This is a genomic window from Gordonia sp. NPDC062954 (genome assembly GCF_044543825.1).
Taxonomy (GTDB): domain Bacteria; phylum Actinomycetota; class Actinomycetes; order Mycobacteriales; family Mycobacteriaceae; genus Gordonia; species Gordonia tangerina.
In genome coordinates this window covers 188,915-201,747 of sequence record NZ_JBITWL010000002.1, presented here as the reverse complement: position 1 = coordinate 201,747, position 12,833 = coordinate 188,915, and the positions used below count along the sequence as shown (strand labels likewise).

The 12,833-nt window shown below is 68.0% G+C and carries 11 protein-coding genes; 4 read left to right on the top strand and 7 right to left on the bottom strand.

From position 1 onward, the window contains the following. The first annotated feature begins 66 nt into the window (after positions 1-66). On the top strand, positions 67-918 hold the full coding sequence (locus ACIGKQ_RS03540; RefSeq protein ID WP_396572325.1) for an alpha/beta fold hydrolase: 852 nt from the start codon (positions 67-69) through the stop codon (positions 916-918). A gap of 33 nt (positions 919-951) precedes the next feature. Here ACIGKQ_RS03540 and ACIGKQ_RS03535 read toward each other — a convergent pair whose 3' ends face one another. The 4 genes from ACIGKQ_RS03535 to ACIGKQ_RS03520 all read right to left on the bottom strand — a co-directional run bounded on the left by ACIGKQ_RS03535 (position 952) and on the right by ACIGKQ_RS03520 (position 4,304). Next, positions 952-1,698: a DJ-1/PfpI family protein gene (locus ACIGKQ_RS03535; RefSeq protein WP_235725881.1), complete on the bottom strand. Its 747-nt coding sequence runs from the start codon at positions 1,696-1,698 to the stop codon at positions 952-954. Beyond that, on the bottom strand, positions 1,695-2,354 hold the full coding sequence (locus ACIGKQ_RS03530; RefSeq protein ID WP_328713194.1) for a hypothetical protein: 660 nt from the start codon (positions 2,352-2,354) through the stop codon (positions 1,695-1,697). The genes ACIGKQ_RS03535 and ACIGKQ_RS03530 overlap by 4 nt, the downstream gene beginning before the upstream one ends. A gap of 117 nt (positions 2,355-2,471) precedes the next feature. Beyond that, positions 2,472-3,548 carry a phosphotransferase family protein gene (locus ACIGKQ_RS03525; RefSeq protein ID WP_235725879.1) on the bottom strand — a complete coding sequence of 359 codons (1,077 nt, stop codon included), beginning with the start codon at positions 3,546-3,548 and terminating at the stop codon, positions 2,472-2,474. Positions 3,549-3,692: 144 nt separating this feature from the next. Further along, the gene (locus tag ACIGKQ_RS03520) at positions 3,693-4,304 is read right to left on the bottom strand and encodes a phosphatase PAP2 family protein (protein ID WP_328713196.1); all 612 of its coding nucleotides are present in this window, start codon (positions 4,302-4,304) and stop codon (positions 3,693-3,695) included. Positions 4,305-4,446: 142 nt separating this feature from the next. Here ACIGKQ_RS03520 and ACIGKQ_RS03515 point away from each other — a divergent pair, with 142 nt between their 5' ends. Together ACIGKQ_RS03515 and ACIGKQ_RS03510 are read left to right on the top strand one after the other, a co-directional pair. Next, positions 4,447-6,603 (top strand): MMPL family transporter, encoded by a 2,157-nt coding sequence (locus tag ACIGKQ_RS03515; protein WP_287016598.1) that lies wholly within the window; start codon positions 4,447-4,449, stop codon positions 6,601-6,603. Positions 6,604-6,705: 102 nt separating this feature from the next. Then, positions 6,706-7,437 carry a hemerythrin domain-containing protein gene (locus ACIGKQ_RS03510; RefSeq protein WP_266062653.1) on the top strand — a complete coding sequence of 244 codons (732 nt, stop codon included), beginning with the start codon at positions 6,706-6,708 and terminating at the stop codon, positions 7,435-7,437. A gap of 10 nt (positions 7,438-7,447) precedes the next feature. Here the strand turns inward: ACIGKQ_RS03510 and ACIGKQ_RS03505 are convergent, their stop codons facing one another. Continuing rightward, on the bottom strand, positions 7,448-8,590 hold the full coding sequence (locus ACIGKQ_RS03505; RefSeq protein ID WP_266062654.1) for an acyl-CoA dehydrogenase family protein: 1,143 nt from the start codon (positions 8,588-8,590) through the stop codon (positions 7,448-7,450). Positions 8,591-8,651: 61 nt separating this feature from the next. Here ACIGKQ_RS03505 and ACIGKQ_RS03500 point away from each other — a divergent pair, with 61 nt between their 5' ends. Continuing rightward, the gene (locus ACIGKQ_RS03500; RefSeq protein ID WP_235725874.1) at positions 8,652-9,239 is read left to right on the top strand and encodes a TetR/AcrR family transcriptional regulator; all 588 of its coding nucleotides are present in this window, start codon (positions 8,652-8,654) and stop codon (positions 9,237-9,239) included. Here ACIGKQ_RS03500 and ACIGKQ_RS03495 read toward each other — a convergent pair. Beyond that, positions 9,208-11,982, bottom strand: a complete 2,775-nt coding sequence (locus tag ACIGKQ_RS03495; RefSeq protein WP_396572321.1) for a sacsin N-terminal ATP-binding-like domain-containing protein — start codon at positions 11,980-11,982, stop codon at positions 9,208-9,210. The two genes, ACIGKQ_RS03500 and ACIGKQ_RS03495, sit on opposite strands and share 32 nt — an antisense overlap. A 38-nt stretch (positions 11,983-12,020) precedes the next feature. Then, on the bottom strand, positions 12,021-12,815 hold the full coding sequence (locus tag ACIGKQ_RS03490) for a DUF3027 domain-containing protein (RefSeq protein WP_235725872.1): 795 nt from the start codon (positions 12,813-12,815) through the stop codon (positions 12,021-12,023). Between the last annotated feature and the right edge of the window lie 18 nt (positions 12,816-12,833).

Here is a 12,833-nt window from a genome sequence, read left to right as displayed (position 1 = left end):
CCATTCTAGAATAGTTGCTCTAGAGTGATCATTCTAGAGCGTCCGTTCTAGTGAGGGAGGATCATCATGGGTCAGGTGCATCTCACAGCAGGTCCGGTCGAGTACATCGAGGTCGGCGACGGCCCGCCCGTCGTCCTGCTGCACGGCCTGTTCATGGACGAGTCGCTGTGGGACGCGACGTTGCCGCTGCTGCCGAACGGATTTCGCTACATCTGTCCGGTTCTGCCGCTCGGTGGACACCGCCGACCCATGGCTCCCGACGCCGACCTCACGCTCATGGGGATGGCGCATCTCCTCGCCGATTTCCTCGACGCCCTCGACCTGCGCGACGCGACGCTCGTCCACGCGGATTGGGGAGGCGGACTGTTTCTCACTGCGATCGGCCGCGACGAGCGTGTCGGCGCCATCGTCATTCTCCCGTGCGAGGCGTTCGACAACTTTCCGCCGGGACTGCCGGGGCGGATGGCGACTCTCGCCTCCCACCTGCCGGGCGGCATCACCCTCGCCGCCCGCCAGCTGCGGATCGGATTCCTTCGACGGACACCACTACTCTTCGGCTGGATGGTTCGACGCGACCTGTCCGACGACCTCGTGCGCCGATGGACCGAACCGTCGCTGACGATCCCCGGCGTGCGCCGCGACCTGGAGAAGTATGCGGCGTCGACATTCGACAAGCGCGAGCTTGTCCGTGACACCGAGGCCTTGTCGGGCTTCGACGGACCGGCGTTGGTGTTGTGGTCGCCCGACAATCGAGTGATGCCGCCCGAGCACGGTCACCGACTCGCCGAACTCATTCCTCGCTGCCGGTATGCGGAAATCGATGATGCCTACGTCTTGTCGATGCTGGACCGGCCGGCCGAGGTCGCCGCGCAGATCGGGTCGTTTCTCATCGAACGGCGCGACACCGCCGACGCGTGACCCCCCTCGAGACCCTGAGACGAGGCCAGCCGATCACCGGGTCGGCAACACGGGCCGACGGCGTCGCCGACCCACGCGCGCCTGTCGAATCGCGGCCCGCCACATCACCTTTATTCCCGATGACATGTGCGGCAGAGTGATCGAGTCACGCGCCAGGATCGCGTTCGCGCGAGCGATTGTCCCAGCCGATGCGTTGGCCACGTTGCCCGAGTGGAACGGCGGCTGTGGGTCGTACTCGATCGCGAGCGCGATGGCCTTGGCCCGTTCGGAACCCGCGATCCGCTCGGCGATCCACAGGGCAAGATCGATGCCCGCGGAAACCCCGGCCGCAGTGACGATGTCACCGTCTTCGACGATGCGTTCGTCGGCGCTGGGCGTCGCGCCGAAAGCGCGCAGAGCCTGCACGGCCTGCCAATGCGATGTCGCGCGTCGGTCGCGCAACAGCCCCGCGGCACCGAGGATGACCGACCCTGCACACACCGACGCGGTCCAGGTGGTGTACTCATCGACGGCCCGCAGCCACCGGCGCAACTCGGGATCATCGGCATGGATCATCACCGACGTGCTGCCGCCGGGGACCACCACGATGTCCGGACGCGGCGTCTCACGAAACGCGTGGGTGGCACCGATCACCAGGACCCCGGAATCGGTGGTGACCGGCCCGGTCTCGTGCCAGACGAACCGGATGTCGGCGTCGGGGAGCATGCGCAAGACCTCGTACGGGCCGATCAGGTCGAGCGCGGTAAATCCCGGGTAGGTGACCAGCGCGATCTGGGTCACGCCGCCGTTCCGTCCCGAACGTCGGAGCGCCGGAACGGGGTGAGGCGCAGTATGTGCCGAAGTAGAACGCCGAGGAGTGGGCGAAGCAGAGGAGCAGTCCAACGCCACGGGAGGAAGCCGATCCATCGCGGCGACCCGGCGATCTCCCAGGTGACGACGACGGTGCCCGACCGGTCCCCGTCAGTGATGGTGAAACGCTCGACGAAGCCCTTCACTGCGAGCGGCACCGAGACGCCGGTTCCCGTGAGGGTGAGACGTTCGCGCTCGTCGACCTCGATGACCTGCTCGCACACTGCCAGGAACGTGCCTGACATCGACCGTCGCTCCCCGGACCGCACGGGGAATGACGCGTCGGCCGTGCGGCCGAGCTCCATCCAGTGCGGTCCGCGTACCAGCGGGAGATTGCTCAGGTACGCGGACTCGGCGACGCGGTCCCACACCTCGCGGCGCGACAACGGCGTCGTCTCCTTGACCGTGACGGCCAACGACGCGCGTTTTGCGAGGTAGTTGTCGACGTCGTCGAGGGCGATCGCCTTCACCCGGAAACGGTCGGGTCGTTTGGCCAGCGCATACAGGATCGCCAAACCGACCAGCGCGATGACACCCAGCGCGACGATCACCCCGATCACCGTCCACATGATCTGCGTGCCACTCATACAGCCCCCGATTCCGTGTCGTGTTTCATATATGAAACCTGAACATACGACTCATGGGCCATGAGAGCAACGACGCTCGTCGACGAACCCGTCGAGCCCCAATCAGAATTCGACGACTCAGGAGCCGGCGATGAGCTCGTTGAGCCGTCCCTCCACCATGCCCACCGCGAGTCCGAGCGCACCGAAGCGCTCGTTGGTGGTCTGCCCGTGGTAGTAGCGGTAGTAGATCTGTTGCGCGATCACCGCGAGCCGGAAATGCCCGAACGCCTCATACCACCGCCATTTCTCCGGTGTCATGTCGAAACCCATACGGTCGCAATAGCGTTCGACGAACTCGGCCCGGGTGATCATGCCCGGAAGATTGGTGGGCACACGGCGCATCGCCTGCGTCGCGTCGTCGTCGTCGGCTTGTACCCAGTACGCGAGCGACCCGGCGACGTCCATCAACGGATCGCCGAGCGTGGCCATCTCCCAGTCCAGGATGCCGACCACCCGGGTGGGGTCGTCGTTGGACAGCACCACGTTGTCGAGCTTGAAATCGTTGTGGATCACGCAGTTGGCGATGTCCTCGGGCTGGTTGTCAGCCAGCCACGCCATCACGGCCTCGTAGTCGGGTACGTCGTCGGTTCGGGCGTTGCGGAAACGCGCCGACCACCCGTCCACCTGCCGGCGCACATACCCGTAGCCCTTGCCCAGATCAGCCAGACCGGCCTTCTCCGGGTCCACCGAGTGCAGTTCCACCAGCACGTCGATGAAGGCGAAGCACAGCGCGCGGGCCTGCTCCGGCGAGAGGGCCACCTCGGGCGGGAACTCCTTGCCCGCGATGACGCCGTCGATCTTGCCCATCGCGTAGAAGTCGGACCCGAGGACCCCGGGATCGTCGCAGAACGCGATCATCGGGGCGATATAGGGCAACACCGTCGACAGCTTCGACTGAATCCGGAACTCCCGACCCATGTCGTGGGCGCCCTTGGCCTTGGTGCCGCCCGGCGCCCGACGCAGGATCACCTCGCGAGTGGGGTAGGTCAGCAGATAGGTCAGGTTCGACGCCCCGCCGGAGAACTGTTTGACCGCCGGCACCGCATCGAGGCCGGACGAATCGACGGCGTGCTCGCGCAGCCACTCGGCCACCACCTCGACGTCGAACGCATCCTCGGCACGCACGTCGCGCGCGCCGGCCACCTGACTGCTCACTGTCGCCTCCTCATCGGTGTTCCTCGGTTCGAGCCGCATCCCGTCACCATCGGCCAACCGTAGCGAACGCTCCCCGACCCGAGTCTCGGCCTTCGCCGAGTTCGGCCGGTCGTGACGACACGGGCCACGACCACGCCCCCGACGTTAACGCGCCGGCCTCGCCGTACGCGGCCAAATTCGACGATGCCATTGACGTCGCTGACTCCAGCGTCGAGAAAGCCACGCACACAACATGACCCACAGGGCGCCCAGCACCCACCCCGCGAGCACATCGGTGGTCCAGTGCACCCCCAGATACACCCGGGTACAGCCGATGGCGACCGAGGCGAGCGGGGCAATGACCAGCACCAGCGGGTGCGCCCGCACCCAGGGGCTGCAGCGATGCGCGGCGACGGCGAGCAGCCCGAACACCACCATGCTGGTCATCGCGTGCCCCGAGGGGAACGAGAAGGTGTCGATGGTCAGCAGACGGTCCGCCACCGGCGGACGTGGCCGGGCGACGAGGTGTTTGATGCCCACCATGAGCGCGTAGCCGCCGACCGAGCCCGCGGCGACCAGCAGCGCCTCCGGCCGATGGCCCCGCGATACCAGCCCGACCGACGCGGCGATCATCACCAGCGCGAGCACCACCGTGCTGCCGAATGCGGTGACGACCAACGCGAGATCGGTGGCGAACGGGTTTCGCGCGTCGACAACGGCGTCGGTGATAGCGCGGTCGATCGGGTTGGCGTCGAGAATCACCAGCTCAGCACCCATCTGCCGACAGTTGGGCCGCGGCTCAAGTCGGGCCCAAGCGGTCCACAAGTCATGCCTCCCACCCTAATGATGTCCACCGACCTGCTCGCTCGTGTCACCGCGGAATCCGTGCACAAGACCGAGCACTCACAAAGGAAGACCCATGCAGACCACCCCCCTCTACCGGTTGGGCCGGGCGTGCGCCGCCCACCCGGTCCGCGCTCTCCTCGGTTTCGTGATCGGCCTCGCCGTGCTGCTGGGTGCCTCATCGGGCCTCGGCGGTCAGACCCAGGAGAACTGGGACGTCACCGGAACGCCATCGCACAGCGGTATCGAACTCCTGCGCGAGCATGTCCCCGGTGCCGGCAACGCCTTCGCACATGTCGTCGTCCATTCCGATGCCGGCGCCCTGTCCTCGTCCACCACCACCGAATTACGCGAACGGCTCGGACGTATGCCGCACGTCGCGACGGTCACTGAACCTCGGCTCAGCGCCGACGGTGACACCGCGATCATCTCGGTGGGCTACGACGTTCCCGAGACCGATCCCGACCTGATGGGGGACGCGAGCGCCCTCGACGACGCCATCGAGCCAACCCGGGCGGCCGGCGTGCAGGTGGAGATGAACGGCTCGTTGCCCGAGACCGCGGCCGCACCCATCAAGGGTCATGCCGAGATCATCGGCATCACCCTGGCGCTGCTGATCATGGTGTTCGCTTTCGGTTCGGTGGTCGCGGCCGGTCTGCCGATCCTCTCCGCGATCGCCGGCCTGGTAGCCGGGTCGGCTGGTGTGCTGGTGCTCGCCGCCGCCATCGACGTCAGTCCCACCGCCCCGATGGTGGCCAGCATGGTCGGCCTGGGTGTCGGCATCGACTACGCGCTGCTGGTGGTCAGCCGGCACGTGGAGTTCTTGCGTCGTGGCCACGATCCGATCGAGGCCGCGGCCCGGTCGGTGGCCACCGCGGGTCGCTCGGCGGTGTTCGCCGCCACGACGGTGCTGGTCTCGCTGATGGGGCTGCCGCTGGCGGGACTGCCGACGTACTCGTCGTTCGGGTTCGCGACGGCGATCGCCGTGATCGCGATGCTGATCGCAACCCTGGTGCTGGTACCGGCCCTGTGTCGGTTGGCCGGGCGACGCATCGTGCCGCGCAAGACACGGTCGCTGTCGACGGAGCCGGTAGACGACGCCATCGCGACACGTCCGCCGCTGACCGCCCGCTGGGCCGCGCGCGTCGGGTCGCGGCCGGTGGCCGCGGTGCTGATCGCGCTGACCCTGATGCTCGCACTGGCCGCGCCCGCGATGTCGATGCGCACCTGGCCGCAGGATTCCGGAGCGCAGTCGAGCGAGTTGACCACGCGCAAGGCGCACGATCTTCTCGCCACCGAATATGGTGCCGGCGCGAACGCCGACGTGGTGATCGTCGCGCCCACCGATGAGGTCACCCCGGCACAGTTGGCCGCCACGCGCGCGTCGCTCGAACGCGTCGACGGTGTGACCGCGGTCGCCCCCACCACTGCATCACCCGATGGCGCCCTCGACATCATCAATGTCACCATCGCCCACGACCCCGCCGACGCAGCGACCGTCGACGTGCTCGACGACATCCGTTCGAGCCTGCCCGCGGGTGCGATCCTGACCGGCTATACGGCGTACCTCGACGACATCTCCACTCTGCTGCAGCAACGCCTGTGGGTGGTGATCGGATTCGTCGTCGCCGCATCCGTGGTGCTGCTGACCGTGCTGTTCCGGTCAGTCGTGGTCCCGGTGAAGGCAGCGCTGATGAACCTGTTGTCGGTGGCCGCCGCCTACGGAGTGATCACCATGGTCTTCCAGTGGGGTTGGGGCCTGTCGCTGCTGGGGGTGGATCATCCGGTGGCCGTGTCCAGTTGGGTACCGATACTGATCTTCGCCGTCCTGTTCGGCTTGTCGATGGACTATGAGGTGTTTCTGCTGTCGCGCATTCGGGAGGAGTGGCTGGCCACCGGCGACGCCCGCGCAGCGGTCATCGCCGGCCTCGCGAAGACCGGTCGGGTCATCACCACCGCCGCGGCGATCATGGTCGCCGTCTTCATCAGCTTCGCCACCGAGACCGACATCGTGCTCAAGATGCTCGGACTCGGGATGGCGGTGGCGGTCCTGTTGGACGCCACGGTGATCCGGATGGTACTGGTGCCCGCGACGATGAGTTTGCTCGGCAGGTTCAACTGGTGGCTGCCGGCGTGGCTGGACCACATCCTGCCCCGCATCGACGTCGAGCTCGACGACGACCCGACCCCGGCACCCGGGTCAGCGGCAACGCCCCAACTCACCCGCACCTGAACGCCTCCTGCGGCGCCTTCGATCGTGTCGGCCAAGCCGACCACAACTGTGGCCCAAGCGATGTGTCGCACCCTCAGCTCATCACCAAGAAAGGACATTCCGATGACCGCTCAACTCGCCGGTTCCGACAATCCGACCCAGGTCGTACTGCCCGGACAGGCCGCCGCCCCGGACGGACCGAACGACCCGTTCATGATGTACTTGATGCACTACGCCTTTCGGCGCGACCTCTACCAGTTCGCCCGAACCGCGCCCCGCACACCCGTCGACGATCACGCCACCTGGCAGGCGCTGCACAAACGCTGGGCGCTGTTCCGCGACACCCTGCACCATCACCACACCGGTGAGGATCAGTGGCTCTGGCCGCTTCTGGAGTCGCGCAGCTCGGCGGCCGAACAGCAGACCCTTGCCGAGATGGAGGCAGAACACGGCGTGATCGATCCGCTGTTGGCTGCCGGCGACGCCGGCTTCGCCCGCCTGGCGGCCGGTGCCGACGACGCAGCCCGACTCGAACTCGCGGACACGCTGCGGCGCACCCACGATCGTCTCATCGCCCACCTCGCGCATGAGGAAACGGACGCGCTGGCGCTGGTGCAGCGTCACCTGTCGCCCCAGGAATGGACCGACCTCGAGGCCAAGTTCGGTGAAGACTCGTCGCTGACCGACTTGTTTCGGGTGGCCCCATGGGCGATCAAGGGGCTCGACGGCGGGGATCTCCGGTCGGTGCGGACGCACGTACCGAAGCCGGTATGGCTCATCGCTCGGCTGTGTCTACGGCGCTTCACCGCCGCCGACCGGCGCGCCTTCCGCTACGACCCGGATGCGACCCGCTGAGATGACCGGTTCAGCGGGAGGCCAGCGAGCGTGCGATCACCAGACGTTGAATCTGGTTGGTGCCCTCGAAGATCTGCGTGATCTTGGCCTCCCGCATGAATCGCTCCACCCGGAAGTCCCGGGTGTAGCCGTAGCCGCCGAACACCTGCACGGCGTCGGTGGTGACCTTCATCGCGGCATCGGTGGCGACGAGCTTGGCGGTCGCGGCGGCACGCGAATACGGACGGCCGGCGTCGCGTCGCCGCGCCGCGTCGAGATAGGTGGCACGGGCCGAATCCACCGCCGCCGCCATGTCGGCGAGCACGAACCCGAGACCCTGGTGGTCGATGATCTTTCGACCGAAAGCCGTTCGCTCTCCGGCGTACTCGACCGCCGCGTCGAGCGCGGACTGTGCCAGACCGGTGGCCACCGCCGCGATGCCCAGGCGTCCGGAGTCCAACGCGGAGAACGCGATCGGCAGACCCTCCCCTTCCGCGCCGAGCCGACGATCCGCAGTCACCAGCGCATCGTCGTAGGTGGCCGAGGTGGTGGGCACGGCGTGCAGGCCCATTTTTTCCTCGGGTTTGCCGAAGCCGAGTCCCTCGGTATCGCGTGCGACGAGAAAGCAGCTGATCCCTTTGGATCCCTCACCGGTGCGGGCGAAGAGGTTGTAGACATCGGCGATTCCGCCGTGCGTGATCCACGCCTTTGCCCCGTTCACCCGATACCCACCGTCGACGGGTTCGGCTTTACACGCCAGGGCGGCGGCGTCGGAACCGGCCTGCGGTTCCGAGAGACTGTACGCGCCGACGAGTCTGCCGTTGAGCAGGTCCGGCAGCCACCGCTGCTTCTGCTCATCGGTGCCGTAGTGGAACAGCGGGTGGCAGGCCAACCCGTGCACGCTCACCGCGACCGCCACCGCGGCCCATCGCGCCCCGAGCTCTTCGAGAACCTGCAGGTAGACCTCGTAGGGCTGGCCACCACCGTCCCACTCCACCGGATATGGCAGACCGAGCAATCCGGCCTCCCCCATCTCGGCGAACAAGCCCTCGGGGTACTTCTCCTGCTTCTCGTGGTCGTCCACGATCGTCGCAAGCCGCTTGTCGGCGAAATCCCTGGTCAGGGCGATGAGGTCATGCGCTTCATCACTGGGCAGCAAACGATCAACGGGCATGACACGACCTCCGGGGGAACGAAACCAGTACTACAGTACTCCAGATAGTACTATTTCTGACGTGGACGACACCATCGGCTTCGGCACCCGGCGCCGCGACGATCTGTTCAATCGGTTGCTGACCCTGCTGCTGGCCGAGGGATTCGCGCAGCTGGGCGTCGCGGATCTCGCCACACGCCTACGATGTTCCAAGTCGACCCTCTACACCCTGGCCGGCAGCAAGGAGCAGTTGGTCGTCGCCACAGTGACGCAGTTCTTCCGCACCGCCACCACACAGGTGGAGTCGGCGGTGGCCGGTGCGGTGACCGCCCGGGACCGGGTGATCACCTACCTGGTCGCGGTCGGCGACGCCTTGGCCCCGGCATCGGAAGCGTTCATGACGGACCTGCATGCCTTCGGACCGACTCGCGAACTGTACGAACGCAACACGGCCGCCGCCGCGCTGCGCGTGCAGGGACTGATCAGCGAGGGTGTCGCCGCCGGGGAGTTCCGCGATGTGGACGCCGCCTTCGCCGCCGACATGGCGGCCTCGATGATGAGCCGTATCCAGCGCCGCGAGGTCGCAGCGACCACCGGGCTCGACGACGCGTCGGCGTACCGTCAGCTGGCGTCGATCCTCACGGTCGGGATAGCCGCGGCAGATGAGTGATCCCGCCCTCGTCGATCCACCACCTGACCCGCTGGTCACTCCGCTCCCCGTTGCGGTGCACCCGAACCCAGAGTTCGTCGTGTAACCGGATGTCTGCGCGGGCCAGGGCGTGACCCCAGGTCGCGGCGGACAGTGTCGCCTCGGCGCACGCCCAGGTGGCCGGCGTTCCCTCATCCAGCACCTCGCCCCGCACCTCATCACCTGCCGTGGGCAGATCGAGGATCTCAGCCAGCACGGCCGCGTCATCGGGGTCGGTCGCCACGCCGGCCAGCACGATCTCGTCCGGACCGAGCACCTGTGTCAACCACGGTCGGTCGAGCACCACGGCCGACGCCACGGCGTGGCCGGACGCCGACCGAACTCGTTCGGGTACCGCGAGTTCGGTCGGATCGATGACCCCGCGGCGGGCGGCGATCACCAGATTCGCGTGCACCGCGGCGGCGACGCCGGACTCTATCTCGCGCGCCGCCTCACCCAGATGCGCGAGGACGGTGTCGGCGTCGGCGTCGGATTCGATGACGTCGCCGCCGAGGGCGGCCGCGAGTTCGTCGGCGTGCGGATGGTGCAGTACGTCTCGCACCCCGCTCATCGATGTGTCGGATGGCGCCCGGTACCAGCCGAGCGGATGGCCGTCGATGACGGCATGCTGTCGTAGCCACCACGCGGTGTATCCGTGCCGGTCGGCGAGCAGCGGCGCGGTGCGCCGGTCGGTGGCCAGGAGCGTCAGCGCCTGTGGCCAGCGGTCGTCGTCGATCAGGTCCAGATCACGTACAGCCGCGAGGGTTTCCGGCGGATCCACGAGGGTCTCCCACCACTGGTCTTCGTCGGGGAGATCGTGATCGGGGCCCACCGGCAGCTCGTCGACGACGGTCAGAAACCCCCACCCCACACCGAGTGCGCGCAGCGGTTCGACACCCACCCGATCCACGAGATCGTCGGCGACCCTGCCGAACGGTGCGTCGTCGACGAGGACGGCGGCCAGCGGACTCCCGGGTAGCAGCAGTTCGTCGGCGGCCCGCAGTTCGCCATGCTGATCTGGCAAGGGCAGCGCAGCAAGCCACTCCGGCACCGATCCGGGCGGATCGGCGGCGAGCAGGGCCAACACCTCCCCGGCCACCACGGCCAACTCGTCGTCGTCGCCGTGGTCGATCAGTTGCCGCAAGGCAGGATCAGCCAGGGCGTCGCTCACCGTCAACGTGGTTGCGCCCAACCGTTCGAGCAGCGGGTGACGTGCCTGTGCGTCGACGGTCGGAACCCAACGCAGCGGGGTGTCGATGCCGTCGGCGAGGAACAGCCCGCGGGCACCGACCGACACCCGTCCGTCGGAGCGTGGGATCGGCAGCGCACCGAGTTCCTCCGCATCGGCGGCGGTCGTGACCAGCGGCGACAGCGCCGCATAGAGATCGCGCCACCACGTCGAGGATCGTTGTGTGCCGGTGAGTCGTTCGGCGAGGTCGGCGAGTCCGATCTCGGTCACCCCGACACTGCGCAGGCGAGCCAGGTGGCGACGCTCCGAAACGTCGGGATGGGCCAGGTCGCCCATCAGCGGCGCGAGCACCTCGGCAAGGTCTGCGGTGAGGTCACCGAAGACCACCGATCTGCCGGGCACCAGCTCGTCGCCCGCCGCCCCGGGTAACCAGGCCTCATCGGCGAGGTCCGCGAGCACCGCCGCGCTCAGCGCGGCATCGTCGCGGTTGCGTGAATGCGCGGGCACCGGGATGAGTGACGGGCGGACCGATGCCGGCAGTGCCCGCATCAGGTCGGCGTAACCGTGTGCAGCCGTGGCGATGTCGGCGTCGGGGTGAAGGTGGCGCCGGTCCGGCGTGAGGTGTAGGCCGGTGATGGCCGCGGCGGGCAAGGTCAGTTCGATGTCGGTGGGAGTCGGTGCGCGCAGCACGTTTTCGGTGAGGGCCGAGGGCGTCTCGGCGAGCGCGCCTGCGTCATCGATCTCGACCAGCCATCGGGTGTGCAGGCCGGTCTGCAACCAGTGATGGACGCGCGTTCGGCGAGGTGACGTGATGGTGATGGTGATGTGTTGCGTTGCGGCCCTTCGTGACGCTCGACTGGCGCCTCGCTCCTCAGGCGTCGAGGGTGGGGTCGGCGCCATCTCGATCGTGAAGGCGGTGTCGCCGACGGTGATCTGAGCTAGCCCGGGCAGTTCCAACAGCAGATCGGCGGCCTGCGCACGCGCGGCCCCCACCAGGTCCGCAGCGGAATTGCCGTCGCTGAGGTACAGGACGATCTCGGTGTCCATCCCGGGGGCGGGTGGCTCGTCGACGGGCCACGCCAGCCGCAACAGGGGCGGCCGCCGCGAACCGGTCGCGACGCGTTCGTCGGCGAGGACCTGCGCGGTGCGAGCGCGGTCGAACACGAAAGACCCGGTGGTCGAACGCACCTCGACGCGATCGGCGACAGCCGCGGTTGCCGTGAACCCGACGCCGTAGCGCCCCACGCTCTGCGCACCCGCGACCTTCGCCGAGACGCGCAGGGACAGCAGCGAACGCACGCCATCATCCGAAACCGGGGCCCCGGTGTTGGCGACATGGACCGTGCGTTCGTCCGATGACCAGATCCGGACCTGACCGGCAACGTCGGCGGTCATCGCCGCATCGGCCGCATTGGCGACGAGTTCGGTGAACAGCCGGTCGCGGTAGCCGACGGTGACGAGATCGTCTTCGGTGGTGGCGTCCTCGACGTACCGGGTGGCCGATGACCGCCACGCCGATACGACGGCGGATCGCATCTCGTCCAGGCCGAACCGGTCGGCCCGGGCACCCTCGGTCAGGAGGTTGCTTCCCCGCCGGCGTCTGCCGCCGTCACGTGCACGATCTCCAGGACGCCGTCGTCGAACGCATCGTAGGCGGGTGATCCCTGGCCTCGCGGGGCCGCGACATCGGAGTGGGCGCCGCACCCGTAGTCGGCGGCGACCACCTGTCCATCGGCCGAGTACTCGTTGGCGCAGACACCGAATGCCGGTCGAAGCGCGCCCGCGATCGGCAGATAGAACCCGCACGTCGCGCAGTTGAACTGCGCCGCGGCGGCCATGTCACTGTGCGGACCGAAATCTCCGTCGTGCCATCGTTGTGCCGCCTCGTCGCGGCCCTCCGGGCTGAGCAGTCGCCGGCGACCCAGTCCGATCTCGCCCGCGATCTGCCCGATGTCGTCGGGATCGGTGCTGTCGTCGTCGAACCGGAACTCGTCGGCGGTGTCGATCTGATTGGGGACCAGTCGGTGGTCGTCGGGTTCTGCGGCCAGCACGTCGCCAGGCGTCAGATCACCCGCGGCGATCCGCTCGTTCCACGGCACCCAGTTCGGCGCCAGCAGCGACCCCTCGCCGGGCAGCAGGACGATCTCGCTCACGGTGATCTCGTCGTGGCCGGGCGCACCGGCCACCACGACGCACCACTGCCACCCGCGGTAGCCGGGCAGGTCCGCCTCGAAATAGTGGGCGACCGCCCACTCCCCCTCCGGGGTGCTCTCCAGGTGCCGTCCCGGTTGCTGGCCATCCTCGACGAGCGCGGCGCGCGCCACGTCGGCGGCGGCGAGCAGCCGGTCACCGTCGAATACAAGAGTCACCCCTCCAGTGTGCAACAC

What these genes read in the sequence shown, in the direction of transcription:
- ACIGKQ_RS03540 (WP_396572325.1), top strand. Translation starts at nt 67, where the DNA reads ATGGGTCAGGTGCATCTCACAGCAGGTCCGGTCGAGTACATCGAGGTC.
- ACIGKQ_RS03530 (WP_328713194.1), bottom strand. Translation starts at nt 2,354, where the DNA reads ATGAGTGGCACGCAGATCATGTGGACGGTGATCGGGGTGATCGTCGCG.
- ACIGKQ_RS03520 (WP_328713196.1), bottom strand. Translation starts at nt 4,304, where the DNA reads ATGGGTGCTGAGCTGGTGATTCTCGACGCCAACCCGATCGACCGCGCT.
- ACIGKQ_RS03515 (WP_287016598.1), top strand. Translation starts at nt 4,447, where the DNA reads ATGCAGACCACCCCCCTCTACCGGTTGGGCCGGGCGTGCGCCGCCCAC.
- ACIGKQ_RS03510 (WP_266062653.1), top strand. Translation starts at nt 6,706, where the DNA reads ATGACCGCTCAACTCGCCGGTTCCGACAATCCGACCCAGGTCGTACTG.
- ACIGKQ_RS03505 (WP_266062654.1), bottom strand. Translation starts at nt 8,590, where the DNA reads ATGCCCGTTGATCGTTTGCTGCCCAGTGATGAAGCGCATGACCTCATC.
- ACIGKQ_RS03495 (WP_396572321.1), bottom strand. Translation starts at nt 11,982, where the DNA reads ATGCGATCCGCCGTCGTATCGGCGTGGCGGTCATCGGCCACCCGGTAC.